This window comes from Actinoplanes sandaracinus, assembly GCF_030009775.1.
In the GTDB taxonomy this organism is placed as follows: Bacteria; Actinomycetota; Actinomycetes; order Mycobacteriales; family Micromonosporaceae; genus Actinoplanes; species Actinoplanes sandaracinus.
Genome location: NZ_JASCTH010000013.1, coordinates 127076 through 154065, shown reverse-complemented (window position 1 = coordinate 154065; position 26990 = coordinate 127076). Strand labels below are relative to the sequence as shown.

The 26990-nt window shown below is 71.3% G+C and carries 26 protein-coding genes and 1 pseudogene; 8 read left to right on the top strand and 19 right to left on the bottom strand.

What is annotated here, in order from left to right:
- Positions 1–20 precede the first annotated feature (20 nt).
- The 7 genes from QLQ12_RS20935 to QLQ12_RS20905 all read right to left on the bottom strand — a co-directional run bounded on the left by QLQ12_RS20935 (position 21) and on the right by QLQ12_RS20905 (position 6600).
- On the bottom strand, positions 21–842 hold the full coding sequence (locus QLQ12_RS20935) for a MetQ/NlpA family ABC transporter substrate-binding protein (protein WP_282761916.1): 822 nt from the start codon (positions 840–842) through the stop codon (positions 21–23).
- A gap of 73 nt (positions 843–915) precedes the next feature.
- The gene (locus QLQ12_RS20930; protein ID WP_282761915.1) at positions 916–1572 is read right to left on the bottom strand and encodes a methionine ABC transporter permease; all 657 of its coding nucleotides are present in this window, start codon (positions 1570–1572) and stop codon (positions 916–918) included.
- Positions 1569–2552, bottom strand: coding sequence for a methionine ABC transporter ATP-binding protein (locus QLQ12_RS20925; protein WP_282761914.1), 984 nt, complete (start codon positions 2550–2552; stop codon positions 1569–1571). The genes QLQ12_RS20930 and QLQ12_RS20925 overlap by 4 nt, the downstream gene beginning before the upstream one ends.
- Before the next feature lie 136 nt (positions 2553–2688).
- Positions 2689–3351, bottom strand: a complete 663-nt coding sequence (locus QLQ12_RS20920; RefSeq protein WP_282761913.1) for a response regulator — start codon at positions 3349–3351, stop codon at positions 2689–2691.
- Positions 3352–3361: 10 nt separating this feature from the next.
- Positions 3362–4585 carry a sensor histidine kinase gene (locus QLQ12_RS20915; RefSeq protein WP_282761912.1) on the bottom strand — a complete coding sequence of 408 codons (1224 nt, stop codon included), beginning with the start codon at positions 4583–4585 and terminating at the stop codon, positions 3362–3364.
- Complete coding sequence (locus QLQ12_RS20910) at positions 4582–5280, bottom strand: YqeB family protein (RefSeq protein ID WP_282761911.1); 699 nt, start codon at positions 5278–5280, stop codon at positions 4582–4584. Before QLQ12_RS20910 ends, QLQ12_RS20915 begins: the two co-directional genes overlap by 4 nt.
- Before the next feature lie 117 nt (positions 5281–5397).
- On the bottom strand, positions 5398–6600 hold the full coding sequence (locus tag QLQ12_RS20905) for a PucR family transcriptional regulator (RefSeq protein ID WP_282761910.1): 1203 nt from the start codon (positions 6598–6600) through the stop codon (positions 5398–5400).
- Between the two features lie 111 nt (positions 6601–6711).
- On the opposite strand from QLQ12_RS20905, the gene QLQ12_RS20900 reads away from it, so the two are divergent.
- The 3 genes and pseudogenes from QLQ12_RS20900 to QLQ12_RS20890 form a co-directional block, all read left to right on the top strand.
- Positions 6712–7788 carry a ferredoxin reductase gene (locus QLQ12_RS20900; protein WP_282761909.1) on the top strand — a complete coding sequence of 359 codons (1077 nt, stop codon included), beginning with the start codon at positions 6712–6714 and terminating at the stop codon, positions 7786–7788.
- Positions 7789–7904: 116 nt separating this feature from the next.
- Positions 7905–9083 (top strand): fatty acid desaturase family protein, encoded by a 1179-nt coding sequence (locus QLQ12_RS20895; protein ID WP_282761908.1) that lies wholly within the window; start codon positions 7905–7907, stop codon positions 9081–9083.
- 355 nt (positions 9084–9438) lie between these two features.
- A pseudogene (locus tag QLQ12_RS20890) lies at positions 9439–9588 on the top strand (acyl-CoA desaturase); the annotation flags it as partial.
- Between the two features lie 136 nt (positions 9589–9724).
- On the opposite strand, the gene QLQ12_RS20885 reads toward QLQ12_RS20890, so the two are convergent.
- From QLQ12_RS20885 to QLQ12_RS20865, 5 genes are all read right to left on the bottom strand, one after another.
- Positions 9725–10033, bottom strand: a complete 309-nt coding sequence (locus tag QLQ12_RS20885) for a putative quinol monooxygenase (RefSeq protein WP_282761907.1) — start codon at positions 10031–10033, stop codon at positions 9725–9727.
- A gap of 881 nt (positions 10034–10914) precedes the next feature.
- Complete coding sequence (locus QLQ12_RS20880; protein ID WP_282761906.1) at positions 10915–12585, bottom strand: family 4 glycosyl hydrolase; 1671 nt, start codon at positions 12583–12585, stop codon at positions 10915–10917.
- 860 nt (positions 12586–13445) lie between these two features.
- On the bottom strand, positions 13446–14510 hold the full coding sequence (locus QLQ12_RS20875) for a carbohydrate kinase family protein (RefSeq protein ID WP_282761905.1): 1065 nt from the start codon (positions 14508–14510) through the stop codon (positions 13446–13448).
- Between the two features lie 43 nt (positions 14511–14553).
- On the bottom strand, positions 14554–14985 hold the full coding sequence (locus tag QLQ12_RS20870) for a hypothetical protein (RefSeq protein ID WP_282761904.1): 432 nt from the start codon (positions 14983–14985) through the stop codon (positions 14554–14556).
- Between the two features lie 179 nt (positions 14986–15164).
- Entirely contained in the window at positions 15165–15386 is a 222-nt protein-coding gene (locus QLQ12_RS20865) for a hypothetical protein (RefSeq protein WP_282761903.1), read from the bottom strand.
- Between the two features lie 209 nt (positions 15387–15595).
- Here QLQ12_RS20865 and QLQ12_RS20860 point away from each other — a divergent pair, with 209 nt between their 5' ends.
- Complete coding sequence (locus tag QLQ12_RS20860) at positions 15596–16156, top strand: hemerythrin domain-containing protein (RefSeq protein WP_282761902.1); 561 nt, start codon at positions 15596–15598, stop codon at positions 16154–16156.
- Between the two features lie 12 nt (positions 16157–16168).
- On the opposite strand, the gene QLQ12_RS20855 is transcribed toward QLQ12_RS20860, so the two are convergent.
- Positions 16169–16738 (bottom strand): hypothetical protein, encoded by a 570-nt coding sequence (locus QLQ12_RS20855; protein WP_282761901.1) that lies wholly within the window; start codon positions 16736–16738, stop codon positions 16169–16171.
- A gap of 296 nt (positions 16739–17034) precedes the next feature.
- Between QLQ12_RS20855 and QLQ12_RS20850 the strand changes: the two genes are divergently transcribed.
- Together QLQ12_RS20850 and QLQ12_RS20845 are read left to right on the top strand one after the other, a co-directional pair.
- A complete protein-coding gene (locus tag QLQ12_RS20850) occupies positions 17035–17796 on the top strand; it encodes a hypothetical protein (RefSeq protein ID WP_282761900.1) in 762 nt (253 codons plus the stop codon).
- A 138-nt stretch (positions 17797–17934) separates the two neighbouring features.
- Positions 17935–18228 carry a hypothetical protein gene (locus tag QLQ12_RS20845; RefSeq protein ID WP_282761899.1) on the top strand — a complete coding sequence of 98 codons (294 nt, stop codon included), beginning with the start codon at positions 17935–17937 and terminating at the stop codon, positions 18226–18228.
- Between the two features lie 23 nt (positions 18229–18251).
- On the opposite strand, the gene QLQ12_RS20840 is transcribed toward QLQ12_RS20845, so the two are convergent.
- The 4 genes from QLQ12_RS20840 to QLQ12_RS20825 are packed head-to-tail and all read right to left on the bottom strand — an operon-like array spanning position 18252 to position 21827.
- Positions 18252–19445: an ABC transporter permease gene (locus QLQ12_RS20840; protein WP_282761898.1), complete on the bottom strand. Its 1194-nt coding sequence runs from the start codon at positions 19443–19445 to the stop codon at positions 18252–18254.
- On the bottom strand, positions 19442–20200 hold the full coding sequence (locus tag QLQ12_RS20835) for an ABC transporter ATP-binding protein (protein WP_282761897.1): 759 nt from the start codon (positions 20198–20200) through the stop codon (positions 19442–19444). The genes QLQ12_RS20840 and QLQ12_RS20835 overlap by 4 nt, the downstream gene beginning before the upstream one ends.
- Positions 20197–21276 (bottom strand): peptidoglycan-binding protein, encoded by a 1080-nt coding sequence (locus tag QLQ12_RS20830; RefSeq protein WP_282761896.1) that lies wholly within the window; start codon positions 21274–21276, stop codon positions 20197–20199. The genes QLQ12_RS20835 and QLQ12_RS20830 overlap by 4 nt, the downstream gene beginning before the upstream one ends.
- Positions 21273–21827 carry a hypothetical protein gene (locus QLQ12_RS20825; protein ID WP_282761895.1) on the bottom strand — a complete coding sequence of 185 codons (555 nt, stop codon included), beginning with the start codon at positions 21825–21827 and terminating at the stop codon, positions 21273–21275. The genes QLQ12_RS20830 and QLQ12_RS20825 overlap by 4 nt, the downstream gene beginning before the upstream one ends.
- 140 nt (positions 21828–21967) lie before the next feature.
- On the opposite strand from QLQ12_RS20825, the gene QLQ12_RS20820 reads away from it, so the two are divergent.
- Together QLQ12_RS20820 and QLQ12_RS20815 are read left to right on the top strand one after the other, a co-directional pair.
- On the top strand, positions 21968–23209 hold the full coding sequence (locus tag QLQ12_RS20820) for a sensor histidine kinase (RefSeq protein WP_282761894.1): 1242 nt from the start codon (positions 21968–21970) through the stop codon (positions 23207–23209).
- Positions 23209–23871 (top strand): response regulator, encoded by a 663-nt coding sequence (locus QLQ12_RS20815; RefSeq protein WP_282761893.1) that lies wholly within the window; start codon positions 23209–23211, stop codon positions 23869–23871. The genes QLQ12_RS20820 and QLQ12_RS20815 overlap by 1 nt, the downstream gene beginning before the upstream one ends.
- An 83-nt stretch (positions 23872–23954) precedes the next feature.
- On the opposite strand, the gene QLQ12_RS20810 is transcribed toward QLQ12_RS20815, so the two are convergent.
- On the bottom strand, positions 23955–25304 hold the full coding sequence (locus QLQ12_RS20810) for a ferredoxin reductase family protein (protein WP_282761892.1): 1350 nt from the start codon (positions 25302–25304) through the stop codon (positions 23955–23957).
- Between the two features lie 160 nt (positions 25305–25464).
- On the bottom strand, positions 25465–26790 hold the full coding sequence (locus tag QLQ12_RS20805) for a glycosyltransferase 87 family protein (RefSeq protein WP_282761891.1): 1326 nt from the start codon (positions 26788–26790) through the stop codon (positions 25465–25467).
- Positions 26791–26990: the final 200 nt, after the last annotated feature.

Sequence of the window (26990 nt, the reverse complement as noted above, 5' to 3'; positions counted from 1 at the left end):
GCGGCTCCCTGAGATCGAACTCAGAACGCGGCCAGGACCGCACCCTGGTACTTGTCCGCGATGAACTTCTTGACCTCGGCGGAGTGCAGCAGCTTCTCCAGCTTGACCACGCGGGCGTCGGCCTGGTCGCCGGTGCGGACGACGACCAGGTTCGCGTACGGGTTGTCGGCACCCGTCTCCAGGGCGAGGGCGTCGGCCGACGGCTTGAGACCGGTCTCGATCGCGTAGTTGCCGTTGATCACCGACAGCGCGGTGTCCTCCAGGCTGCGCGGAAGCTGCGCCGCCTCCAGTGCCTTGAACTGCAGGTTCTTCGGGTTCGCGGTGATGTCCTTCTCGGTCGCCTTGACGCCGACGCCGTCCTTCAGCGTGATCAGGCCGCTCTTCGCGAGCAGGTTCAGGGCGCGGCCCGAGTTCGACGGGTCGTTCGGGATGCCGACGACGCCGCCCGCGGGCACGTCGGCGATCGCCTTGACCGTCTTGGAGTAGACGCCGAGCGGCTCGATGTGCGCCGGCGCCAGCGCGGTGAACTTGTAGCCCTTGGCCGCGACCTCCTCCTCCAGGTACGGGACGTGCTGGAAGTAGTTGGCGTCGAGCTGCTTCTCACTGAGCGCCACGTTGGGCTGGATGTAGTCGTTGAACTCGACGATCTCGATCTTCAGGCCCTCGGCGGCGGCGAGGTTGTCCTTGACGTACTTGAGGATCTCGCCGTGCGGGACCGGGCTGACGCCGACCTTGAGGGTGTCTGTCGACTTCGCCTCGGCGTCGTCGGACGAGCCGCACGCGGCCAGGCCCAGGGTGAGGGTGGCGGCGGCCAGGACGGCGGCGAAGGAACGGCGGCGCATGGATGGACCTTTCAATTCGATGGGACTGAGAGGAATTAGGACGGAGCCTGGGCGAGGTGACGGCCGGAACCGGTCAGCGGCGCGTGAGCCGGCGGGCGAGGACGTCGCCCACCATCTGGACGACCTGCACGAGCACCACGAGCGCGACCACGGTCGCGATCATGACCTCGGTCTCGAACCGCTGGTAGCCGTAGCGGATCGCGAGGTCGCCCAGGCCGCCGCCGCCGACCACGCCGGCCATCGCCGAATAGCCGACCAACGCGATCACCGTGATCGTCAGGCCGGCGACCAGGCCCGGCAGCGCCTCCCGGAGCAGCACCTTGCCGACGATCTGACGTCGGGTGGCGCCCATCGCGGTGGCCGCGGCGACCACGTCGGCCGGAACCTCACGCAACGCCGACTCGACGATCCGGGCGAAGAACGGAATGGCGCCGATCGTCAGCGGCACGATCGCCGCGTCCGTGCCGATGCTGGTGCCGACCACGGCACGGGTGAACGGAATGACCGCGACCAGCAGGATGATGAACGGCAGCGACCGGCCGACGTTCACGATCAGGCCGAGGACCGCGTTGACCGGCGGCGCGGGCAGCAGGCCGCCGCGGTCGGTGAGCACCAGCAGGACTCCGACGAGCAGGCCGCCGACCGCGGTGAGCAGCGTGGCGACGCCGACCATCCACGCGGTCTCCTGGAAGCCGACGCTCAGCAGCTCGAAGACTTCGGACCAGGTCACAGCGTGACTCCCCGCTTGCGCAGATATTCCAGGGCCTCGCTGTTGTCCTCGGGGGCGCCCGGCAGGGCGAGACGCCAGCGCCCGGCGCGCGTCGCGGCCAGCGTTTCCACCGACCCACTCAGGATGCGTACGTCCGAGGCGAACCGCCGCGCCAGGTCGGCGATGATCGGCTCGTCCGCCTCGTCGCCGCTGACCGTGATGTCGACGATCGTCACGCCGCCGCCCGCCGTGGCCACGCTCGCCGACGTGTCCAGCGGGAACAGGTCGCGAGCCAGCTCCGAACCCGGCTGCCGCAGCAGGCCGGCGACCGTGCCGGACTCGACGAACCGGCCGTCCCGCATCACCGCGGCCGACGTGCAGATCCGCTTCACCACGGTCATCTCGTGGGTGATCAGCAGGATCGTCAGGCCGAGCCGCCGGTTGAGGTCGAGCAGCAGCCGCAGGATCGACTCGGTCGTCTCCGGATCGAGCGCCGAGGTCGCCTCATCGGAGAGCAGGACCTTCGGCCGCGCGGCGAGCGCGCGGGCGATCCCCACCCGCTGTTTCTGGCCACCGGACAACTGAGCGGGGTACGCGTCCGCCCGCTCGCTGAGCCCGACCAGTTCGAGCAGCTCGGCGACCCGCGCCTTGCGCTCGGCCCGCGGGGCGCCGGTCACCTCCAAAGCGAACGCGACGTTGCCCGCGACGGTCCGCGACGACAGCAGCGCGAAGTGCTGGTGGATCATGCCGATCCCGTGCCGGGCGACACGCAGCCGCTCACGCCGCAGGTTCGTCAGCTCCAGCCCGCCGACGGCGACGGTGCCCGCGTCCGGCCGCTCCAGCATGTTGACGCAGCGCAGCAGCGTGCTCTTACCGGCGCCGCTCTGGCCGAGAACGCCGAAGACCTCGCCCTCGCCGACGTGCAGGTCGACCCCGTCGACAGCGACGACGGACCTCTTCCTGGAGCGGTACGTCTTACGAAGACCGCTTATTTCAATCACGTGAACACCCTGGTCAGCAGTTGTGACGAGCGTCGCAATGCCTACTTTATCGATGGGCTTTGCGACGGGCCCAACGCTAGCCCGTGTGCCTGGCGGAAGCCACTACCTGTAACGACCCTCACGGCTCTCGTTACTTTCACCTGGCTTCGTGGATCAGGATGGCGACCTGCACGCGGTTGGCGCAGCCAAGCTTGTCGAACAGGCGGGAGACGTAGGCCTTCACCGTCGGGACACTCATGTGCAGTTCAGCGCTGATCTCCGCGTTGGAACGGCCGGTCGCCACCGCTTCGGCCACCTCGCGCTCACGCTCGGTGAGACGGTTCAGCGCGGCGGCGGCGCGAGGCCGGCGCCCGTCCGCTCCGCCGCGGTCGCGGCCGACCGCGTAACCGATCAGGCGTGGCACCACCGCCGGGGCCAGGATCGACTCGCCGGTGGCGGCCCGCCGCACCGCGTCCAGGATCTCGGTCGGCGCGATGTCCTTGAGCAGGAAGCCGTTGGCGCCCAGCCGGAGCGCGCCGAGCAGATTCTCGTCGGTGTCGAAGGTGGTCAGCACCACGATGGCGGGCTTCGGGCCGTTCCGGCGCAGAGCCTCGGTGGCGGCCAGACCGTCCATCCGCGGCATCCGGACGTCCATCAGGACGACGTCCGGTCGCAGGCTACGAGCCAACTGCACCGCCTCGGCGCCGTCACCGGCCTCACCGACGATCACGATCTCCGGAGCCGCGCCCAGCACCATCGACAGCCCGACCCGCACCAGCGGGTCGTCATCGGCGATCAGCACCCGGATCTGTTCGGTCACCGTTCTCCCCTCAGCCCGCCGCGACTTCGCAGGCGGCGGCGTCCGCGTTCGCGGGCCACGGCAGCCAGGCTTCCAGATCGAAGGTCAGGCCGGTCCGCGGGTCCCCACGGACGCCGTGGCGGAGCCTGCCGTCGATCAGATCGACCCGCTCGGCCAGGCCGACGAGACCGCTGCCGGCCCCGGGGACCGCGGTCCGCGCGGAGACCCGCAGCGGGTTCGACACCAGCACGTGCACCTCGCCGTCGGCGGTCCGGTCCAGCACCAGGCTCACCGGCACGCCGGCCGCGTGCTTCCCGGCGTTGGTCAGCCCCTCCTGCACCAGGCGATAGACGGTCCGGCCCAGCGAGGCGCCGGCCGGAAGACCGTCGAGACGGTCGGTGACCGTCACCGGCACCCCCGCTTCCCGCGCGTCGGCGACCAGCTCGTCGAGGTGGCGCAGGTCGGGTTGCGGGCGCAGGGCCTCGCCCTCGCCCGCCCGCAGCACTCCGAGGATCTCGCGCAGATCCTCCAGTGCCTGGTGGGCGCTGTCCCGGATGGTCGTGGCGGCCTTGGCCACCTCGTCCGGGGTGAGATCGGGACGGATCTGCAGGGCGCCGGCGTGCAGGCTGACCATGGAGATCCGGTGGGCCAGCGAGTCGTGCATCTCCCGGGCGATCCGTTCCCGTTCGAGGGCGCGCAGCCGGTCGGCCCGCAGCCGCGCCTCCTCCTCGGCGCGGACGGTCCGCTCGCGCAACGAGTCGATCAGTTCCTGGCGCGCACGCGCCGCCACCCCGAGCGCGATCGTGGTGGCGAGAATGGCGACGGTCAGCAGGAGGCTCACCAGGTGCGGAACCGCCTCGTCCGCATAGATCACCGCATAGGTGATCGCGGTCACGGCGTGCAGCAGGGTGAGCACGACGATGACGCGGCCCCGCCGAACCGCGACGACCGTGGAGAGAGCGATCAGCGCGGCGAGGCCGGCCGCGTCGGTGATCAGGGAGCCGATCAGGAGGAGGACCGCCACCGGCACCGGACGGCTGCGCCGCCACCAGAGCGCGAGCGAGAACAGGCAGCCGGCCACGAAGAGCAGGAAGACGTCGTTGTCGGAGAGGTTCCGCACCGACTGCGCCTCACCGACCAGCACCAGCCCGCCGAACCAGGACACCAGGATCGCCGTGATGTCCCAGGCCCGCCCGGGGCTCAGCGCCCAGCGCTTGCGGGCCGTCGCCACGGCGGTCTCCGAGGCACCGGTCATGAGCGGACCAGCGGACGCCAGAGCTGACGGTCACCGTCGTCGCGGACCGCGTAACCCAGTTTCTCCAGGGAGTCGCGCAGCTCGCCGGCCTCACTGGAGGCCTTCTTACGCAGCGCCATGGCACGGGCCGACAGGACCGCCTCGACGGCGACCGGCAACTGATCCGTCTCCGGCACCCACGGCTGGTAGAGATCGTCGAAAGGGTCGCCGTCACGCCAGGGGTAGCCGTGCTCCCGGAAGGCCCGCTCGATCGGGCCGGCTTCGGCCTGCGGCTCGCCACGGAAGACCTGCCGCGACTCCCGGTCGAGGATCACCAGACAGTCACCCTGCATGAACACGGCGTCCACCTGCGGGCGGGCGACCGTCACCAGCTGGTCTCCGGTCTGCAGGCGCACCTCGGCGGGGTCGACCGCGAGCCGGGTGCTCCGGCGCACGATCTCCACGCTGACCAGCGCGCCCAGGACGGCGAGGATCGCCGCCTGCACCCCCACCTTCCACCAGCTGTCGACCGAGCCGACCACTTTCCACACGATGCCGAGGACCGGGAAGTGGGCTTTCATCAGCCACCGCGCGAGCATCGGCGCCAGCGCCGCCACCAGGACCCCCAGCGCCGCCGGCCCCAGCAGGACCAGTGCCCGGCCGAACGGAGAGTAGGTCAGAACCGTGGCCTGCCTCGGTGATGATTCGCCGCTCACACTCGTACGCCCCTCTCGAGCCTTTCCTACTGCCGCAACAGACGCTAGGCCCGGCGGTGAGGCCGGGCTAGTCGCCGGAAGTCGGCCGCTCTCTGACTTTGGTATATGGCCGCGGGATCACGGGGTCTCCGGAATGGACTCCGGAATGGCCAGGGCGATGGTCAGCGCCATCACCCAGCGCGGGTCACGGAGGCGGTCGCCGTAGAGTTCACGCAGGCGGGCCATGCGGTACCGGACCGTCTGCGGATGCACGAACAACTCGGCGGCGACGTCCTCGCGGCGGCCGTGGTGCAGCAGCCAGCTGCGCAGCGTCTCGATCAGCTTGGCGGCGTTGGCCCCACGCTCCCCCGCGAGCGGGCTGAGCGCCCAGGCCCGCAGATCCCGCAGGGCGCCCGGATCGGCGGTCACCACCACGGCCGCCAGATGGTCCTCGGTGTCGACCACCGTGCCTCCGGCCGGAGGGGCGAGCCGGTGCACGCGGATCGCCCGGTCCAGCGAGCTGTTCGCGTCGGCCCACGGCCGGGCCGGGCCGATCACCACGTCGTGGCCGGTGAGCAGGCGGGTCAGGGTCGGGCGCGAGCAACCCTGCGGGTCCGGGACGAAAAGCACCGTCAAACCCGGCAGATCGGGTACGGCGTCGGCGAGCTGAAGCGTCCGCGGATCGAGCAGGTCGATGCCCCATCGTGCCGCGCGCTCCGGAAGCAGTAGCGCGGTGAGGGTCTGCGGCGGCGCCCAGTCGGCCTGCTCCGCCATGCCCCGCAGGACGTGTGCGGGCTCGCCGGCGACCAGAGCCTGCGCGAGTTCCTGCAGGCGGCGCTGCCGGAGGCGGCCGGAGGCGGCGAGCTCGTCGGCGTGCCCGGCCACACTCGCCGCGGACAGCTCGTCGATGTAGGCGAACACCATCTCGGCGAAGTCGGCGATCGTGGCGGACGGCTCGCCCTTGCCGACGCTGATCGCCGCCAGCTCCCGCCACGCCACCCGGGCGCCCACCCGGTAGGCCGCGAGCAACGCGTCCAGGCTGCGGCCGGAACGGGCCTCACCACGGCCCAGCGCGTAGGCGGCCTCGATCGCCGAGGCCATCGGGGTGCCCGGATCAGCCCCGGGCCGCGACACCAGGGTGAGGAAGGTGGCCAGGGCGGCGCGGACCGCCCGGGCGATCTTGTGCCCGAGTTCGCCGGCGAACGGCTCGGCGTACGCCGGGACCTCCTGGATGATCGCCGCTATGGTCTGCCGGGACACACCAGACAAACCCTGCCGTAAGGGATCGACAACCTCCGGCGGCAGGCGGTAGGACCGCACGTCGCGCAGCGGCTTCTTCACACGAGCTCCTTGTTTACTCTTCGATCCTTGTCCCCGCCGAACAATTATGCGGTCCCCGATTCACTTCCCCAGGTCAGGACTTTGACTGTGCGAGCGACCAGTCTTGGTCAGGTGGCTGTTACACAGAAGTTGCGCGACGGCGCGTGGCGAGTCGTCGAGCTGATCACCACCCCGGTGGTGCCGGCCGACTACCTCGACGTGATCGCGCCCCTGCGCAACCCGACCGTCCTGCGCGCCCGGATCGACGCGGTGCGCCCCGAGACCGCCAACGCGGTCACCCTGGAACTGCGCCCGGGCCGCGGCTGGCAGCCGCACGAGCCAGGACAGTACGTGCGGCTGGGCGTGGACGTCGACGGGGTACGGCTGTGGCGCGCCTACTCGGTGAGCAGCGCGGCCGGCCGCCGCGACGGCAGATTCACCGTCACCGTCAACGCCGTCGCCGACGGTGTGGTCAGCTCGTACCTTCTCGCGAACGCCCGCAAAGGCATGCTGGTCCACCTGGACCTGCCCACCGGCGACTTCCTGCTGCCCGCCCAGCGGCCGGCGAAGACGCTCTTCGTGACCGCCGGCAGCGGCATCACCCCGGTGATGGGCATGCTGCGCAGCGCCCTCCACGAACTCAACGACGTGGTGGTCGTGCACTCCGCGAGGACGGCCGACGACGTCGTCTTCGGCGCCGAACTGCGCGACCTCGCCGCCCGCGGACGGATCCGCCTCATCGAGCGCCACACCCGCGCCGACGGGCGGCTCAAGCCGGCCGATCTCGGCGAGCTGGTGCCCGACCTGTTCGAGCGGGAGACCTGGGCCTGCGGGCCCGGCGACCTCCTCGACGGCCTGCAGGAGCACTGGGCCGACGCGGGCGCCGGCGAACGGCTGCACGTCGAGCGTTTCCGGCCCACCGTGCTGGTCGCCGGCGACGGCGGCACGGTCACCTTCGAGAAGTCCGGCCTGGTCGCCGAGGCACCCGGTGGCAGATCGATCCTCGAAGCCGGTGAGGCCGCCGGGCAGCTCATGCCGGCCGGCTGCCGGATGGGCATCTGCTTCAAGTGCGTGCTGCCGATGCGTGAAGGCATCGTGCGTGACATGCGCGACGGCACCATCACCACCGCCGCCGAAGTGGACGGCGCCGACGTACTCATCCAGACCTGCGTGTCGGCCGCCGCCGGGCCCTGCCGGCTGGACGCCTGACCCCCCTTCTCCTGGCCGTCTCCGGCACGTACCGCCCGTTCCTGGCCATTCATGGCACGCACCGCCCGCGAGTCGCTCTCCGCCGAGTCGGCTCCCACCAAAGACGAGGAAGTCCCATGACGACGCTGCAGCGCAAGGAAGTCAACCCGATCGGCCACCTCTCGGCTGAGGACATCGAGCAGATCGGCCGCGAACTCGACGCCATCCGCGACGAGGTGCTCGCCGTCCGCGGCGAGAAGGACGCGAAGTACATCCGCCGGATGATCGCCATTCAGCGGCGGCTGGAGATTGGCAGCCGGGCCGTGCTGCTCTTCTCGGTCCTCCCGCCCGCCTGGATCCTCGGCACGCTCGGCCTCTCCATCGCCAAGATCCTGGAGAACATGGAGATCGGCCACAACATCCTGCACGGCCAGTACGACTTCATGCGCGACTCGAAGATCCACTCGACGACCTGGGAATGGGATTTCGCGTCGCCCGCCAAGCACTGGAAGCACGCGCACAACGAGCTGCACCACAAGTACACCAACGTGGTCGGCCGGGACAACGACCTCGGTTACGGCATCATGCGCGTCGACGAGCAGCAGAAGTGGGTGCCGGCGCACCTCGGGCAGCCGTTCTACAACTTCGTCAACGCCTGCTTCTTCGAGTACGGCATCGCCGCTTACGACCTGGAGCTGGGCCGCAACCTGGCGACCAAGAAGCGCCGCAGCAACCCCGAGTTCCGGGTCCGCCTGCGTGAGGTCGGCCGCAAGATCCGCAGCCAGGTGCTGAAGGACTACGTCGTACACCCGGCTCTCTCCGTCCCCGTCGGGCTGGCCCTCGGCAACCCGTTCGGCGCGCTCTTCGGCACCATGGCCGCCAACGCGGTGGCCAACGTGGCCCGCAACCTGTGGAGCCACTCGGTCATCATGTGCGGCCACTTCCCCAACGGCGTCGAGACCTTCGAACGGACCTCGATCACCGGCGAGACCCGCGGCGAGTGGTACCTGCGGCAGATGCTCGGCTCGGCCAACATCTCCGGCAGCAGGCTGATGCACATCATGACCGGCAACCTGTCGCACCAGATCGAGCACCACCTCTTCCCCGACCTGCCGGCCAGCCGCTACGCGGAGATCGCGCCGAAGGTGCGGGCCCTGTTCGACAAGTACGAACTGAAGTACGTCACCGGACCGCTCGTCGTGCAGGTCGCCTCGGCGTGGGCCAAGGTCTTCCGGCTCGCCCTGCCGAACCGCAAGCCGGCCCGCGCGATCGACCACTCGGTCCCGCCGCGCCACCCGGCCGAGGTCGCCGCCTGATCGGCCGCGCCTCCCGGCCCTCCCCGCCCTCCCAGCCGGAGCACGCCGCCCGGCTGGGCACGCCGCCCGATCAGGTCGCCGCGCCTGACCTGGGTCGCCGCCCGCATGACGTCGTCCGCCCGCTCTCACGCGGGTGGGCGGCGTCACGCCATCGGCCGCTCACACAGCGGACGGGCGGCGTCAGGCCATCGGCCGCAGACATACCGGACGGGCGAGGCACCCTGTCCCATGGCCCGCTCCCACCGGGAATGGGCAGAGCACCATGCCGGTGACCGCACGCACGGGATCACCGATGGGGACTGGCACGACAGCCGTCGAGCCGGCCGTGGGCAACCCGCTCGGCGCGCTCTTCGGCACCACGGCCGCCAACGCGGTCCGCAACCTGTGGAGCCACTCGGTCATCATGTGCGGCCACTTCCCCAACGGCGTCGAGACCCTCGAACGGACCTCGATCACCGGCGAGACCCGCGGCGAGTGGAACCCGCGGCAGATGCTCGGCTCAGCCGGCACCACGTCGATGACCCAGCAACCCGGCGAACCGCCACAACCGGCGAACCGGCGAAGCACCACGCCGATGGGCGCACGCACGGCAGACAGGCGGCCCTACGTCGATGACGGCTCGCGCGGCCGGCCGGACGGCATCAGGGCGGTGGCACGCCGAGCCCGCCGAGGACGGTGATCTCACGGCTGGTGAACTCGCCGGTCAGCAACGGCATCGCCCTGCCGATCGCCGCGCGGGTCTCGGGCAACTGGAGCGAGGCGTCGTGATGCTCCTTGCTGTCCCACACCTCGTTGACCCAGATCGTCTGATCGTCGTCGTCCGCCACGCCGACCACATAGAGGTGGCAACCGGCCGCGCTCAAACCCTCGGATGCGCTCAGCAGAATCTTGACCACCTCGTCGCGGTGCCCGGGCCTGGCCTTCATCGAGCCGAAGTAGCCATACTTCACGACCGTCTCCTCCACTCCCGCTGCGTCCTCTTCCCCCACCCTGCCAGGCGGGTACGACAGTTTTCCGCTCAACGGACGGTGCCGGCCCATGCCGCTCCGTGCGCTGTGCTCGATCACGGGAGATCAGCGCCCGCGTCCGGTGGCGCCAAGCCCGTTCCACCGACCCGCCGCCCGGGTCAGCACCACCGACCCGCCGCCGCAACGGAAGTTCTTCGGCATCGGTACAACCGCGGCAGCAATCGCGCGCCTGTCGGCTTCGGGCGAGTCGATCTGCTGGCCGTGCGGAAGCGCTGTCTCGGGGGTGGTTTGACCGCGGATTCGCACGGCCGGCAGATCAACTACCGGCGACGACGGCCGTTCTCACGGAAACGCCCGGGCGGGATCGATCTGGCCGGTGCTGCCGCCTGCCGTGAGGGCTGCCTTGACCGCTCGGGACAGCACCCACGACCAGCCAGCCAAGGCCGGCCTTGGCCAGCGTGCGCCCGTGGACGGACACTCCCGCCGCAAGCGCCCCCGGTACACGGCGAGTGCGGCCGGTAGGCCGCTGCGGCGGCGTGCGGCCGATGGACCGTGCGGCAGCACCCAGGCGGTCCGGCGACAAGCGGTCGGCGGGCCGTGCGGCAGCATGCGCGCGATGCTGCAGCACGCGGCCCGCCGCAGGCAGCACGCGGCCCGCCGCAGGCAGCACGCGGCCCGCCGCAGCATGTGGCTGGTGGGCCGTGCGGCAGCACCTGGCCAGTGCTGCGACATACGGCTAATGGGCCGCGCGGCAGCAATGCGGGCGGTGCTGCGGCATGCGGCCAGCGGCCGGTGTGGGCCTGTGCCGGCAGGGATAGCGGCAGACGGCGGCGGCAGTGGGATCCTGTGGCGACGGGACGCGGTCAGTCGGGGCGCAGGTAGGCGAGTTCGGGGAACTCGGTCCGGTAGGCGTCGATCAAACGGGCGGCGGCCTGAGGGCCTACCAGGGGGTGGGCGGCCATCGCACGTACCGCGGCGGTTCTGGAACCTGAGGCAACCGCCTCCAGGACCCACCGCTCGGCGGTCTTGACCGCCCGGACCAGCTCGACCCCGTGCGACGGCAGCGGGGCGATGCGCTGCGGAGCGGCGCCGTTGCCGTCCACCGTGCACGGCACCTCGACCACCGCGTCATCGTCGAGAACGCTGAGTGTGCCGCGGTTTCGGATGTTGAGGATCAGGGTGGCCGGCTCGTTGTGGGCGAGGGCGCGCATGACCGCGAGAGCGACGCCCTCGTAACCGGCGGGGCGGGACTCGTCGTGCTCGCGCTCGCCCGCGCCGGCGAGTTCCCTGTTCTCGGCCATGTAGGTGGCCTCCCGCTCTCGCCACGCCGCCAGCCAGGCGTCGAGAGGGTCGTGGGCGGCGATCTCGGCGTAGCAGCGGTGCTGCTGGCCGAGCAGGAACTCACCGCGGGTCTGCGCGGCGTCCCGCAGCGCGGCCAAGGTCCCGGCCGGATCGTAGTAATAATGCAGGTACTCATTGGGTACGGCACCGAGGTCGCGCAGCCGGTCCGCCCCGAAGAGCCGCCCCTCCTCGATCGAATCGAGCCGCGCCCGGTCGTTGAGCAGGCCGTCGAGAAGGTCCTCGCCGCTGCCCTCCGCTCCCGAACCGGAGGGACCACCGATCTTGAGCGCTCGACCACCGAATTCGGTGGCCAATGCATCAAGATCAGCTGCGAGCGGGGGCGAGCCCGCCGTGATGTGCGCGGCACAATCCCCCGTCACCGAGTAGCTCCCGGCAGCGGTAGAACCCGCGGCCTCCGCAGAGCTCCCGATCACAGCAGAGCCGGCGGCAGCTGCAGAGCCGGCGGACCTGGGAGGAGGGGCGGAGGCGGACCGACTCGTGGAATCCGGCGACCACCCGGATCGGGAAGCAGCCGCGGCTACCGGAGCATTCGCGGAGGAGGGCGGGTGGGCATGGCCGAGACGGTGGACGCCGTAGAGCCAGCCGAGGTGGTTGAGGCCGGCGTAGTCGACGCGCACCGTCGCCGGGTCGGCGCCGATCGCACGCACCACCCGATCGACCAGGCCGGACGGTGAGTCGCAGATGCCGATCACCCGGTCGCCGAGGTGGGTCGCCATGGCCTCGGTGACCAGGCCCGCCGGGTTGGTGAAGTTGATCGTCCAGGCGGCGGGCGCCAGGCGGGCGATGCTTGCGGCGATGCGGCGGGCTTCGGGGACGGTGCGGAGACCGTAGGATATGCCGCCCGCCCCGACCGTCTCCTGGCCCAGCACGCCGGCACCGAGCGCCACCCGCTCGTCGATGACCCGACCTCGCAGGCCTCCGACCCGGATCGCGCAGAACACGAAGTCCGCGCCGGTGACAGCGGTGTCCAGGTCGGTGGTGGTGATCAGTTCGGGGGCGTCCGGCACGTCACGGGCCTGCGCCGTGAGGACCCGGCCGATCGCGTTCAGCCGATCGTTGTCGACGTCGTGCAGGACAAGCTCGGTGATGCCGGTGCGCCGCCGGTCGGCCAGCAGCGCCCGGTGGACGAGCGGCACCCGGAAACCGCCCCCACCCAGAATCGTCAGTCGCATCCCATCTCCCTGATTCGACTATTCATCGTTCGACATGGACCGAGTCGGCCGCCCGCCGACAGGGGCCGCCCGAGTGCGACGCGTCCGGGTGCGACGCATCCGCCTGCGGGCGGAGGCCGCGGAGACACCGGCGGCGCGAAGATGAGGCGGCACAGACCGTGAGGCTCCGCCAAACACGACCGCCGCACCTGTGCAACGCCAGGCCCGTGTGGGATGGACGCGGAGCGACTCCGACGGAGAGCCGAGCGCCGCGCGAACGCGGGCACCATACGCACCCCGCCCGAGCACAGGCACGAAGTGATGCGGCGGGGGTTCCCAGGCGAGGCGAAACTGGCGGGCGGGAACTCGCGCACCGCCCCGCACCCCGCACACCGCGCCTCGGACCCCGCGCCCCGCGCAGCGCACTCCGCGAATCGCGCCTCGCACCCCGCCCATCGCCCCTCGGGCAGCGCACCCCGCGCACCGCACATCGCACATCGCACATCGCACATCGCACATCGCACCCCGCGCCTCGGGCCTCGGGCCTCGGGCCTGCACTGTGGCGCACTCGTTTCGTGGGTGCGAGGCGAAGGGCACGGCGCGAAGGGCACGGCGCGAAGGGCGCGGTCCAGGTGCGAGCCCCAAGACGAGCACAGTCCGGGTGCGAGCCGAGACGAACACGGCGCGGAGTACGAGCCCACGAACAGCACCGCACAGACACCAACACGAGACCAACCCAGCGCGAGCACCGGCCCCAGCCGGGCGCAGCGCCGAACACGAACCCACTGCCGGGACCGGACGGACACGCGGCGACGCGGCGCACACGCGAGGACGGCCAGGACAGGGTCGCGGTGAACATGATCGGCGGGGACGGCGGGTGGTCAGTGTTCGGCCTGAGCGTCGGAGAGACGTGCGATCGTCGCCGTGGCCCGGTGGACCGCGTTGCGCCGCCCCGGCGGAATGACGTCGTCGAGGAAGCCGAATCGGCGGGCCAGGCCGGCCTCGCTGGAGGCGTCGTGCCGCTCCCCCGCGATGCGGCGGACCGTGCGCCACCAGTCGGCGATGTCGCCCCAGCCGGGGGCCGAGAGCGAACCGCCGAAGTGCTGCACCGACAGGGCTCCGACGAGGGTCGCGAAGGCCACCCGGTCGGTGAGGGGCCAGCCGCCGAGCGTGCCGGTGATGAAGCCGGCGGCGAAGACGTCGCCGGCGCCTGTCGGGTCGAGGGCGTCCACCGGCACGCCGGGGACGGACGCCACCTCGCCGGTGGTGCCGTCGACGGCCAGGGCGCCGTCGCCGCCGCAGGTGACGACCACGACCGGGACCAGGCCGGACAGTTTCTCCAGGGCCTGCCGGGGCTCGTCGGTGCGGGTGTAGCGCATCGCCTCGATCGCGTTCGGCAGGAAGGCGTGACAGTCGGCGAGGACCCCGAGCACCTCGGAGGACCACTGGTCGGTCTCGTCCCAGCCGACGTCGGCGAAGACGAGGGTGCCGGCGGCGCGGGCCCGATGCACCCAGCCGGTGCCCTCGGGAGCCAGGCTGACAGCGGCGCTGCGGGCCGCGGGCAGGCCATTGACCAGGCCGTCGCGGTCCGTGGGGAGCGGATGCCCGTGGGTGATCATGCTGCGATCGCGGTCGAACGCCAGGGAGACGGTCACCGGGGAGTGCCAGTCGTCGACGCGGCGGGAGGCCGACAGGTCGATCCCTTCCTGGCGGCTCAGCACCCGATGGCAGAACTCACCGTAGGCATCGGAGCTCAGCGCGGTGCCGAGGCCGGTGTGCAGGCCGAGCCGGCTCGCGGCCACGGCGAGGTTGGCGACGCCGCCGGGGCAGGAGCCCATCCCGCTCGCCCACACCTCGGTGCCGGGCTCGGGCAGCTCACGGAGGCCAGTGAAGATCACATCGAGGTAGACGACTCCGGGAACGAATAGGTCGAGCTGGCGAGCCATCGTCTGATCTTATCCCCGCACCTATCGGCCGAGTCGTGATTGATCAGCCAGTTTTGCGCAGGTCGGCATGTGTGGCACGCAGCGTGTCCACAGCCCGGTCGGTGCCCGGCGGGCGGACGGTATCGAGCAGACGCCATGCCTCGTCCAGTGCTTGGGACAACTCGCCGACCCGCTGGGCGTGCTGCCGGCGAACGTCCTCCCGAACCTTCTCGATCCGCCGCATCCACCCTTCCGCACTGGCCGCGGAAGGCACGGGTGGAGAGGAAGCGGGCGGAGGTGCCGCGGGTGGAGCAGCAGCGGGTGGAGGTGAGGCATAGGGAACGGGAACGATGGCGGCGATCGGCCGGCCCCCGTCGACCACGACGGTGACCTGCCCGGTCAGCCCGGTGACCCGGACGAGTTGCTGGAACCGCAGCCGAGCCTCAGCGACCGTGAGCTCGATCCGGCGGCGAATCGGAGTTGCCGGTTCTCCCATTCCTCGATGATGCGCCGAGGGTATGACAAAAACACATTGGTGCAGGTCACCCGCCCGGAGGGGTGGCTGCTGGCGGATGGGCCACCGACCGAATCGGACCGTCAGGTCGACGTCGGTGAAGAAGCAGAGCCGGGCCCCGATAACACCGTGCGCGCCGCGCGTGTGCCCGCCCGATCCGGTCAGCGACACCCCGAGACAACCGCGCAGAGGTGCCGGATGCCGGCCACCGCCGCGAGCGAGCCAAGCACGCGGACGGCCCCGGCGACCATGTGCACCCCGTACCGGAAGGCGGTGTCCGAACCTTCGACGATCCCCGCCCGTACCCGCTCAGGCATGTCGGCCGTGACCGAAGCGACTCCCATGGCAACCGCGTCCTCGGCCTCGGAGAGGCCCTTCGCCATCGGCGAGGGCACGCCCGCTGTTCAGGGCGTCAGCGCCCTCCGTCCGGACGTGCCGGTTGTCGGCGTCTTTCCAGGTCATGGACCCATTTCAAGCTCGCGCGCACCGGGGCACTCCGGCTTGCGGCCCGTGGGGGACGTTATACCCGGCCTCCCTCGGGTAGACCCCGAACGCAGGCACACCCACGTTCGACGACACAGTTGGAGGATCTGTGACCACGGTTCAGGAACAGGACGTCATCGAACTGCTGCTCAGCCAGCACCAGCAGATCAGGGCCCTCTTCACCCGGGTACGGCAGTCCACCGGAGACACCAGGCGGGACGCCTTCCACGAGTTGACCCGGCTCCTGGCGGTGCACGAGAGCGCCGAGGAACAGGTGGTCCACCCCGCCGCCCGTGACGACGCCGGGAGCGACGTGGTGGAGGCCCGCCTGGCCGAGGAGAACGAGGCCAAACGCGCGCTCGCCAAGCTCTACGACCTGGGCGTCGACTCACCCGACTTCGACGCGCGGTTCGCCGAGTTCGAGGCCGCGGTGCTCAGCCACGCCCTGCACGAGGAGCAGGAGGAGTTCCCGCAGCTGCGCACGAAGACGGACCCGGCGACGCTGGTCCGGATGGCGGGCGCGGTGCGCGCGGCCGAGGCGGTGTCCCCGACCCGCCCGCACCCGAACGCCGGCGAGAACCCGATCACGAACCTGATCGCGGGTCCGCCGCTGGCCATCTTCGACAAGACGCGCGACGCCGTCCGCGACTGGCGCCAGTCGCAGAACTGATCGCCGGCGGCGTCAGGCCGCCCGGGACGTGGGCTCCGGCCGTTCCCCCGGGCGGCCCGCCGCCGCCCGGCTCACACCCGCGCGGGTAGCCGCTGCCCGACCCGCCGCCGTTTCGGACGGACCGGGATGAGTGGTGCGTGCCGCCGCCTGCGTGGACCTCGCCGCCGCCCCGGCATACCGCACCGGCGGGGTGATCCGGAGGCGCCGGAGGAATGGGGCGAAAGGGTCGCCGAACGTACGGGCAGCGGTGTTGAGCAGTAGGGCGGCCGCGACCATGCCGATCCCCGGCATACCGACCAGCAGGGCTATCACCGAAACGGTCATCCCGCCCCACACCATCACACGCAGGCCGACATCGGCCACCGGAATGCCGCTGGGCCGCTGCCGGGTCCAGATCGGCAGGAACGACGAGACCAGCGCCAGAGCCACCGCCCCGAGCACCGCCGCCGCCGTGAGGAACGCTTGCGGCCAGTCGAAATGCCGCCCCAGCGCGTAGCCGCCGGACAGCACGACCCCGACCCACACTTTGGCGAGCGCCCAGCGCCCGACCCGGACCAGTGGATCGTCGGTAACCGTCGCCATGACGCACTCCAGCTGGACACGATCGACAAACAGGCGGTAACGGACACCCTACCGCCCGCAGCCCTCACCGTCGCGGCGCAAGCGAAGTCGAGGTCCGCTTCCACACCCGCTGAACGCCGGCGCGGCCCGGGATCATCACGCGCGCTGCAGTCAGGCTCCCGAGCCCACACCCTGCGGGAGCCGCTGAAGCACTGGGAGCCGCCGCGTGTGGCGCCGGAGTAGGGCATGGCGGACGTACCTCGGGATACGTCATTGGCACGACGACATCGGCCGTCCGTGGGCGGCATCATCCGGTCATGACTCAGCTCGACGTCGAGCCCGGCCGCACAGCGCGACCGGCCCGGACCGTGGCCCACGTGACCGGCCTGCTGTTGATGATCTCCGGGGTGGCGCATCTCGGCATCCTGCTGGCCGACGGCGGCGGCTGGGACGGTCCGGTGTCGTGGCGCAAACCCGCCACTTTCGGCCTGTCGTTCGGCCTCACCCTGATCACGATCGCGTGGGTGACCGGCTATCTGGTGATGACTCCACGATGGCGGTTCCGGCTGCTCGGGATCTTCACGGCGGACTGTGTTCTGGAGGTCGCGGGAATCACCGTGCAGGCGTGGCGGGGTGTGCCCTCGCACTTCAACACCGAGACCCCGGTCGACCGCGCCATCGCGATGAGTCTCGCGGCCGGTGGGGCGGTCCTGGTGGCGGTGCTAGGGGCGTACGCGGTGGTGGCGTTGCGCGGGCGGGTGCGTGGTGGTGCGGACATGCGCCTGGCGGTCGGCGCCGGGTTCGGGCTGATGCTGATCTGCCTGGTGAGCGGGGTCGCGATGGTGGCTCGCGGTTCGATCCTCTACCGGACGGCGAGCCCGGCGGTGGCGTACGAGACCGCCGGTTTCCTGAAGCCGGCGCACGGGATCGCGCTGCACGCCGTGCTGGTGTTGCCGCTGTTGGCCGCGCTGCTCCGCCGGCTGAGCCGGGACGAGCGGGCACGACATCGGATGGTGGCCGTGGCCACCGGGCTCTACTGCGCGGCCACCGGGGCGGCTCTGGTCTGGTCGGTCATCTGACATGGGCGAGGCGCGCGCCAACTGTTCCAGGAATCCCGTGTGAACTCGAGCTCATCAGACAGATCCGGCCACCCGGTTCCCGAACGAGGCTCGCCGGACGAGACAGAGTGGACCGGGCGAGCGGGCGATACTGGGTCGGTGACTGATCATGATCTGTTGCTGGTGGCGGTCGTCGAGATGACGCCCGGGAACGCCGAAGCCGGCCGACGATACGAGGACGCCGTGCTCACCCTGCTGGACAGGCACGGCGGCACCCTGGAACGGCGGCTGCGCGACACCGGCCCGTCCGGAACGGAGGTGCATGTGATCCGTTTCCGGGAGCGGGCCGGCCTCGACTCGTACATGGGGGATCCGGAGCGTCTGGCCCTGCGGGCCGCAGCCGGTGAGGCCGCCCCCGCCGCACGCGTCCTCGAAGTGCGGGACGTCCGATAGAAGTACCGGACGTCCGATAGTGGTCAGGCGGTCCGCAGCGCCTCGGTCGGGGCCATCCGGGCGGCCCGCAACGCCGGATACAGCCCCGCGACCGTGCCGACGCCGATCGCGGCCACCAGCCCGAGACCGGCCGCGACCGGCGGGATGATCGGCTGCCAGCCCTGGTGGTGTGCCAGGGCCACGGTGACGGCGGCGCCGAGCAGCACCCCCGCCCCGCCGCCGACCGCGCCGAGCAGCACCGACTCGACCACGAACTGGGCGGCCACGTGCCGGCGGGCGGCGCCCAGGGCGCGCCGCAACCCGACCTCGCCGCGCCGTTCCAGCACCGAGATCACCATGACGTTGGCGATGCCGATTCCGCCGACCAGCAGCGCCACCGCGCCGAGGCCGAGGAACAGCGAGGTGGTGGCGTCGGCGACGGCCAGCCGTGCGGAGAGCACATCGGACGGCCGGCTGACGGTGACCCGGCTCGGCGCGGCCGGGTTGGCGGCCCGGGGCAGCATCGTCGCCACCTCGGCCGTCCGGTCGGTGTCGGCGCGCACGTAGACCCGGCTGGGATGGCCGTCGTAGCCGAAGTCGGCGGTGGCCGTGCCGAAACCGATCAGCGCCGCCCGGTCGATCTCCGGCGCGAGTTGGACCTGTTGGAGGATGCCGGTCACCACGTACCAGCGCTCGCCCAGCCAGATCCGCTCGTCGCCGGTCACCTCGGTGATGCCCATCGTCCGGGCGGCCTCGAATCCCAGGACCACGACCGGATAGTTCGAGGTGGCCGGGTCCAGGAAGACTCCCTCGATCAGGTGGGCGTCCAGGGTGGACAGCAGGCCGGTGCCGCTGGCCCGCACTTCGAGGCCGGCGCCGAGATGCGACGGGATCTTGTCGGTACGGTGTACGCCGACGTCCTTCAGCTGCGCGGTCGCGGCCGCCGACCGTACCCCCTCGGTGCGCCCGATCGACGACGCCGCGGTCTCCGGCAGTTGGTTCTCCCGGCTGCCCCGGGCCTCGGCGTTGGTGACGGTGAGCAGGTTGGTGCCGAGCCGGTCGAGTTGGGCGAGCACCTGCGCCTGGCTGGAGCGGGTGACGCCGAGCACGGCCACCATCGCGGCGATCCCGATCGCCACGCCGAGCACCGACAGCGCCGCCCGGCCCGGCCTGGTCCGCAGCCCGATCGTGGCCACCGGCAGCAGATCGGCGATCCGCAGCCGGGACAGCGCACTCACGGCTCGACCCCTTGGTCGCGGCGGGTGAGCGGCCCGATCCCCTGGCCGCCGCCGGCGAGGGGCCCGACCCCCTGGCCACCGCCGGCGAGCGGCTCGATCCGCCCGTCGCGGATGGTGACCTGACGCCGGGCCGCCGCCGCAACATGCGCGTCGTGGGTGATCACGACGATCGTGGTGCCGGCCCGGTTGAGTTCGCGCAGCAACTCCAGGATGGCGTCGCCGGTGACGGTGTCCAGGTTGCCGGTGGGCTCGTCGGCGAAGAGCACCGCCGGACGGCCGATCAGCGCCCGCGCGATCGCGACCCGCTGCCGTTCACCACCGGAGAGCAGCCGGGCGCGATGCTTCATCCGGTGGCCGAGGCCGACCTGTTCCAGGGCCTGTTCGGCGGCCGCGCGCCGCTGCCGGGCCGGCACACCGCGATAGAGCAGGCCGGTCGCCACGTTGTCCCGGGCATCGGCGTGATCGAGCAGGAAGAACTGCTGGAACACCACACCGAGCCGGTGCGCGCGGAGTCCGGCGAGCCGACGGTCGCTGAGGTTCTCCAGGGTCTCGCCGGCGATGCGTACCGAGCCGGAGGTGGGCCGGTCGAGCCCGGCGGCGATGTTGAGCAGGGTGGTCTTACCGGATCCGGACGGGCCGACCACGGCGACCAGCTCGCCGCTGTGCACGGTGAGGTCGACGCCGCGAACCGATTCCACCGGCGGGCTGCCGGGAAAGGTACGGGACACACCGAGGAGTTCCAGGGCGGCGGTCATTGTTCCGGCACCTCCACCCGGTCGCCCTCGGAGAGGCCGGTGACCTCGACCAGGCCGGTGGCGTCGTCGTACAGGCCGGGTTCGACGTCCGCGTAGCCGCCGGAGGCCAGCCGCACCCGGTAGCCGCTGCCGGGCCGGGCCAGCAGCGCGGACACCGGGACGGTCAGGACGTCGCGGCGCACGGCGGTGGCCAGGTTGATCTGCACCGGCGCCTGGTCGAAGTCGGGCGCGCCGGCCGGGACCTGGATGCCCAGCACGACGTCCACGGTGGCCGGCTGGGAGGTGCCGTCACCGTCGGCGGGCGCGGTCGCCACCCGCCCGACCCGCAGCACCTCGCCCTCGGCCTGCCGGGATCCGGGCAGCGTGACGGTCACCTTGTCGCCGGCCTTGATCTGGTTCTGCCGCTCGGCGGTGAGGTTCGCGGTGACCACCCGCTTGGTGGTGGTGCCCGCCAGCACCGCCTGTTCCGGGCCGGCGGTGGTGCCGGCCGGGGCCTTCACCTCGCTGACCCGGATCTCGCCGGGCAGGAAGACCATCGACCCCAGAGGCAATGCGCCGGTACGGGTGACGCCCCAGCTCTTCTGCAGTCGTCGCACCGCGGCGGCGGTGGCGGCGGTGAAGTCGGTGTCGACCGTCATCTCATGGTCGGGGTCCATGCCGAGGGCACGCAGGTTGCGTTCCAGCTGGCGGACGTCCGCGCCGTCGGTGACCGAGCTGTTCAGGTCGCGGTAGGCGGGGATGTCGCCGTACAGCAGGCGCACCGCCCGCCCGCCGACGCGGTACAGCACGCCGCCCCGGCTCACCGTGGATCCGGCCGCCGTGACCCCGGTCAGGATGCCGGCGTCCCCACGGTGGAGCACCGAGTAGGACCCGTCGAAACCGTAGGTGCCGGCGAGCCGGAACCGCTGGCTGACGGTTCCACGGGTCACCGCGACGGTGCGGGTCGGCACCTCGGTGGCGCCGGCTGCCGCCTCCGGCTGTGCGGTGAGGGTGTAGCCGGTGGCCAGCGCGCCGGCCACGACCACCACCCCGGTGACGGTGGCCGCGGCCACCCGGGTCGCGCGTCGCCGCCTCATGAGATCGAGATCCCGCCGCCCCACAGGTTCTGGCAGGCGTCGAGGGCGCCCTTGAGCCGTGGTGAGTCCTCGGGGTTCTCCTTCTCCAGCGGGGTGCCCCGCAGCGGGAACCGTCCGTCGGCGGCGGGGTCCGGCCACTCCGGGACACCGTTCTGGCGGATGCACTCGGCGAACCTGGTCAGTGCCTCGACGTCCCCCGGGCCGGGCGGGCCGCCGGCCTCCTTCTCGCCGCTCTCGATGGCTCCCTGCGGCAGCTTGTCGGCGACGCTCTGACAGGCCTGCTCGGCGGTGTCGAACTGCTGCTCGGTGTACTTCTCCTCCATCACCTTCTGCTCTCCGTCGGGAAGCTTCAGGCGGTTCTTCTCGACATACGGGTCCGGAATGTCGGGCAGTCCGTTGTCGCGCATGCACTGCACGAGTTCCTTGCCGATGGCGAGCAGGTCGGCCTCGGACATCGACGAGGCGGGGGCCGGCGGGCCGGCGGTTCCCGTGGAACAGGCGGCCAGCGTGACGAGCATCGCGGCCGCGAGGCATCTCGCTACGATTCGCATGCACCCAGGCTGGCCGTCGCGCCGCACGGGATCGTCCGCGACGGGTCCGATCCTTGCCGGCCCGCGTATGCCCACGGTCGTACACCGAAATCTCACCACGGACCGACGGCCGGCGGCTCCGTCGACTCTAAACTGGACGAATGTCCTGGATGACGGGCCTGCGGTGGCTCGCCGTCGACCTCACGGTCGCGATCGGCCTCACCGCCCTGACGGTGGAGCAAGCGCGCGACATCGACGATTCATGGTGGCCGTTCACCGTACTCATGGTGGTGGGCCTGGTTCTCTGCCGGCACCGCCCGCTGGCCGCGGTCGTCCTCACCTTCGCGGGTGCGCTCGGCCACCAGCTGCCGGAGACGTCCGAGCTCCAGGCCCTCGACCTGGCCGTGCCGATCGCCGTGTTCATGCTGGCCGCCGCCGAGCGGCCGCGCCGCCGCACCGCGGCGATCACCTGCGGGGTGCTGCTGGCCGGTGTCGCCGCGCTCAGCACGGCACGTCCCCCGGAGGGCGACGACACCTTCCCCCACTCGATCAACAATGCCGTCGCCGTGGACGCCGACGGCACCCGGGTCGTGGTCGTCGACGAGCGCAGGCCGGATCTGGGGGAGGCGCTGTGGCGCAGCAGTGGCCTGCTCCTCGCGCTGGCGCTGCCCTATCTGCTCGGCGCCAATCTGCGGGGCCGCCGCATCCATCTGCGGACGCTGGAGAAACGCGCCGCCGACCTGGAGCGTGAGCAGCGGCAGCGGGTGGCGCTGGCGACCGCGGCCGAGCGGGCGCGCATCACCCGCGAGCTGCACGACGTGGTCGCGCACAGTCTCTCCGTCATGGTGGTCCAGGCGCAGGGTGCGGCCGCGGCCCTGCGGCGGCATCCCGACCGGACCGAGACGGCGCTGCACGACATCGTCACCACCGGCCGGTCGTCGCTGGCCGAGATGCGGCGCCTGCTCGCGATCGTCCGGGAGGAGCCGGCGCTGGCGCCGCAGCCGGGTGTGGACGCGCTGCCCGAGCTCATCGACCGGATCCGGGCGGCCGGCACCACGGTCACGTTCGCCGTCGAGGGCGAGCCGGTGCCGCTGCCCGCGGGGGTGGACCTGTCCGCGTACCGGATCGCGCAGGAGGCTCTGACGAACACGTTGAAGCATGCCGGGGACGGTGCGAGCGCGGAGGTACGACTCCATTTCCGGCCCGAGGTCCTGGAGGTCGAGGTGACCGACGATGGCTCGGGAACCGGCCCGACGCCGGCAGCCGGGCCCGGCAACGGGTTGCGCGGCATCGCCGAGCGGGTCCGGCTGCTGGACGGCGAGTGGGAGGCCGGGCCGGGCGCGGCGGCCGGTTTCCGGGTGCTGGCCCGTCTCCCGCTGCGGCCCCGGCCGGTGGGCGCCTGATGAGCATCCGCGTCGTGCTGGTGGACGATCAGGTCCTGGTCCGCACCGGCTTCCGCATGATCCTGGACGAGACCGGCGACATCGAGGTCGTCGGGGAGGCCGGTGACGGCGCCGCCGCCCTGGAGGTGACCACCCGCACCCGGCCGGACGTGGTTCTGATGGACGTCCGGATGCCCGGCGTGGACGGGATCACCGCCACCGGGCGGATCCGGTCGCTCTCCCCCAGCCCCAAGGTCATCATTCTGACCACCTTCGACCTGGACGAGTACCTCTTCTCCGGGCTGCGCGCCGGCGCCAGCGGGTTCCTGCTCAAGGACACCCTGGCCGAGGATTTGATCGCCGCGATCCGGGTGGTGGTCTCCGGGGAGGCGGTGACCGCGCCGACCGCCACCCGCAGGTTGATCGCCCACTTCGTCGCCGCCCCACCGGCCGCGCCGTCCGTCCCGGACGGGCGTCTCGCGGTGCTGACCGTCCGCGAGCGCGAGGTGCTCACCCTGATCGCCCGTGGACTGTCCAATGCCGAGATAGCGTCGGAGTTACGGGTCTCCGAGGGCACCGTGAAGACGCACATCGGGCGGATCCTGGCGAAACTCGGCCTGCGCGACCGGGTCCAGGCGGTCATCCTGGGTTACGAGTGCGGCCTGGTCACCACCTCCACCTAACGATCTTGGGGAATTCGGGCGCACCGTTGCCGCGCGACTCCACGAGATCGCGGACGGGTGGCGCGGCGCACCGCCGAGAGGTCTCACCCCGCCAGCCGGAAGAGTTCCGCGTGCACCTGCCGGGACGGGACCTTCAGCCGGCGCAGGCTGTCCAGGATCGCGTTGGTCAGGGCGGCGGGGCCACACACGTAAACGTCGCGAGACGTGATGTCGGGAACCAGCCGGCGCAGGTTCTCCGGCTGAAAGGGCTGGTTGGCGCCGCCGGTGCGCCCGGTGATCAGGTGCAGCCGGGCGCCCCGCTCGCGGGCCAGGTTGCGCATCTCGCCGAGTAGGACCGCGTCGTTGCCGCTGCGCACCCGGTAGATGACGATCACGTCGCGGCCCAGGTCGGGGTCTTCCAGCAGGGCCCGGATCGGGGTGACGCCGATCCCGCCGGCGATCAGCAGCGTCGCCGTGCGGGTGCGGCGGGCCAGGGTGAACGCGCCGTACGGTCCTTCGGCGAACACCCGGGCCCCTACCGGCAGGTCCCGCAGCCCGGCGCTGGTGCTGCCGATGCCTTTCGCGGTGAGCCGCAGCGACCGCCCGTTGGGCGCCGCCGACAGCGAGAACGGGTTCACCTGCCACCACCGGTTGTGCCCGGGGAAGCGCCACAGGAAGAACTGGCCGGCGCGGGCCGTCAACCGGTCCAGGTGGCGGCCGGTGATGTGTACCGACACCACGTCGCCGGACTCGGAGACGACGGCGGCGACCCGCAGCCGGTGCCGTCGGTTGCGGACCAGCGGCACGATCAGCCGGCCGGTCAGCAGGGCGCCGAGCGCGAACGCCCACAGGCCCCACCAGAACACCTGGGTGGCGAGGTTGACGGTGAAGGCGGTGCCCTCGTAGACCTGGTGCACGATGCCGAGCCCCAGCACGACGTAGAACAGCAGGTGGACGGTGTGCCAGGTCTCGTAGGAGAGGCGGCGCCGGGCGATCCGGACCGACAGCGCGACGATCAGCACGATCAGGCTCACCGCGATCAGGCCGAGCAGCACCGGCACCTGCTGCGACAGTGACAGCGCGGTCGCCAGGACCGGGTCCTGGCCGTACCGCGCGAACCCGAGGATCACGAACGACGGGTGCAGGACCGCCAGCCAGAACACGGCGAACCCGGTCCACCGGTGCCAGCCGGTCAGCCGGTCCATGCCGAACGCCCGGTCGAGCAGCGGCAGCCGGGCGATCAGCAGCACCTGGCACACCATCGCGAACGCCAGATAGAGGCCGAGCAGCCGGCCGGCCGAGGAGAACGTGTTGTACGCGGGCGGCCCGGCGACCACGAACATCAGGTGCAGCGCCCCGAGGCCGACGAGGAGGAACGCCCCGACGGCGGCACGCGCGAGGAGGTCGGAGGTGCGGCGGGCGGCGACTGGTTGCGGGTGGGCCACGGCGATCATCCGGTCTCCCCTGCTGAACTCACATCATCGCAGGGTGTACCGCCCGCGCCGCCATCCGGTTCACGACAGAGACCGCGGCCGTATCCGAACCGGCGTGCTCCGCTTGCCGAATGTCACGGTCGACACTTCGCAGGACGTTTCGGGGGGATGAAGGCGAACGTCAAAGTCGGGACGGTCGCTCGTCACCGACGCCGACGGACGGTGAGCGAACCGCCTGTTCGCCCTTTCCGGGCAGCGTGGTGACGAGCGCTATAAGCAGCAGGGCCAAGGCGTTTTCGAAAAGGACGCCCCACAGGCCGTCGGCATAATGCGACGTCCGCGGAAGCTCGTGCGCGTAGAACCAAATAGGAGTTATGACCGTTATCAGATATACGCTGATGGCCGGCCCGAAGACCTGAATGGCCCGGCGCGGAGGATACGCCTGTGCGCCGTCCGGTCCGGTGGTCGTCGCCCGGCGCGCGGCTACCTCGGCCAGAATCACCACGGCCGGCAGGAGGAAGAGAAGGTGGTGCGTCCAGGAGATCGGGCTGACCAAGTTCGCGGTCAGGCCGACCAGCGTGAATGCGACGAGTTCGTCGCCCGCGGTGTGTGCCCGGTGTGCTCTGGTCAGCCCCACGGCGAGGATCGTCAGCGCGCAGAGAAGCCAGGGCAGCAGGGGTGGGTCAACGGTGTCGTGGAGACGCGCGAGCAGGCCGCCGAGTGACTGGTTCGCTGTCGTGTCCGCATTGCCCACGCGGCCGGTGTCCCACAGCACGCTGCCGAAGTACCGCAGCGACTCGTCCGGGGCGATGACGAATCCGGTCACGGTCGCGGCACCTCCACTGACCACAGCGGTACCAGCGGCCCGCCACTGCCGGGTCAGGACCAGGTAGACGATGAACAGGGCGGGAGTCAGTTTGACTGCCGCAGCGATGCCGATGCCGATGCCCGCCCATTCCCCACCGCGCCAGAACCTGTGCCAGCCGGTGAGAGTGGGCCGGCGAAGGAGCGAGAAGCCGCGGCGCGTCATCCGGCCGCGCTGGGGCGCCGTCGTCTGCCGGCGCAATGCCATCAGGTCGGCGACAACGAGAGCGAACAGAAGGAGATTGACCTGCCCCATGCCGAGCGTTTGCCGAACCGGCTCGGTACACAGAGCCAACGGCAGGGCCGCCGCGACCACGTATCGGCGTCGCCATCCGTACCGCACCATGAGGGGGCGAAGCAGGCTGGGCAGGACCAGCGCGAGCGCCGCGACGCCGCCGAGAAGAAGGAACCATCCGGCAGCCTCCGCCGTCCATCCGGCGAGGGGCGTCAGCATGATCGCGGCGATGGGGGGATAGGTGAAGCCCAACCCGGACTCCGGTGCCGCGTACGTGTACAGGTCACGCCCGTCGGCCCACCAGCTCAGCGCGCCGAGGTAGATCTTCATGTCGAAGAAGTGGTAGTGCCAGGAGAACGCGTAGGCGGCGCAGAGAGCCAGACCCGCCAGCGTCAGCTTGCGGAGCAATCGCAGGCGGATTCCGACAGCATGGTGCCGGTTGTTCCGGTGTGGTCGGGGGACCGGGTCCGCCGATGGATCGAGTCGGCGAGCCGGGGCTGGAGGGTCGATGACTGGCATCCCACCAGGCAACCGGTAAGCCGGCTCGGGCACAGTAACGCAGGGTCGTGTGATCTTGGTAGACCACGCTCTACTGCCAGAGGCCGATC

Excerpts from the sequence above, each read along its gene's own strand:
- QLQ12_RS20935 (WP_282761916.1), bottom strand. The coding sequence starts at position 842 with ATGCGCCGCCGTTCCTTCGCCGCCGTCCTGGCCGCCGCCACCCTCACC.
- QLQ12_RS20915 (WP_282761912.1), bottom strand. The coding sequence starts at position 4,585 with ATGACCGGTGCCTCGGAGACCGCCGTGGCGACGGCCCGCAAGCGCTGG.
- QLQ12_RS20895 (WP_282761908.1), top strand. The coding sequence starts at position 7,905 with ATGACGACGCTGCAGCGCAAGGAAGTCAACCCGATCGGCCACCTCTCG.
- QLQ12_RS20880 (WP_282761906.1), bottom strand. The coding sequence starts at position 12,585 with ATGCGACTGACGATTCTGGGTGGGGGCGGTTTCCGGGTGCCGCTCGTC.
- QLQ12_RS20875 (WP_282761905.1), bottom strand. The coding sequence starts at position 14,510 with ATGGCTCGCCAGCTCGACCTATTCGTTCCCGGAGTCGTCTACCTCGAT.
- QLQ12_RS20870 (WP_282761904.1), bottom strand. The coding sequence starts at position 14,985 with ATGGGAGAACCGGCAACTCCGATTCGCCGCCGGATCGAGCTCACGGTC.
- QLQ12_RS20865 (WP_282761903.1), bottom strand. The coding sequence starts at position 15,386 with ATGGCGAAGGGCCTCTCCGAGGCCGAGGACGCGGTTGCCATGGGAGTC.
- QLQ12_RS20855 (WP_282761901.1), bottom strand. The coding sequence starts at position 16,738 with ATGGCGACGGTTACCGACGATCCACTGGTCCGGGTCGGGCGCTGGGCG.
- QLQ12_RS20850 (WP_282761900.1), top strand. The coding sequence starts at position 17,035 with ATGACTCAGCTCGACGTCGAGCCCGGCCGCACAGCGCGACCGGCCCGG.
- QLQ12_RS20835 (WP_282761897.1), bottom strand. The coding sequence starts at position 20,200 with ATGACCGCCGCCCTGGAACTCCTCGGTGTGTCCCGTACCTTTCCCGGC.
- QLQ12_RS20830 (WP_282761896.1), bottom strand. The coding sequence starts at position 21,276 with ATGAGGCGGCGACGCGCGACCCGGGTGGCCGCGGCCACCGTCACCGGG.
- QLQ12_RS20825 (WP_282761895.1), bottom strand. The coding sequence starts at position 21,827 with ATGCGAATCGTAGCGAGATGCCTCGCGGCCGCGATGCTCGTCACGCTG.
- QLQ12_RS20820 (WP_282761894.1), top strand. The coding sequence starts at position 21,968 with ATGTCCTGGATGACGGGCCTGCGGTGGCTCGCCGTCGACCTCACGGTC.
- QLQ12_RS20815 (WP_282761893.1), top strand. The coding sequence starts at position 23,209 with ATGAGCATCCGCGTCGTGCTGGTGGACGATCAGGTCCTGGTCCGCACC.
- QLQ12_RS20810 (WP_282761892.1), bottom strand. The coding sequence starts at position 25,304 with ATGATCGCCGTGGCCCACCCGCAACCAGTCGCCGCCCGCCGCACCTCC.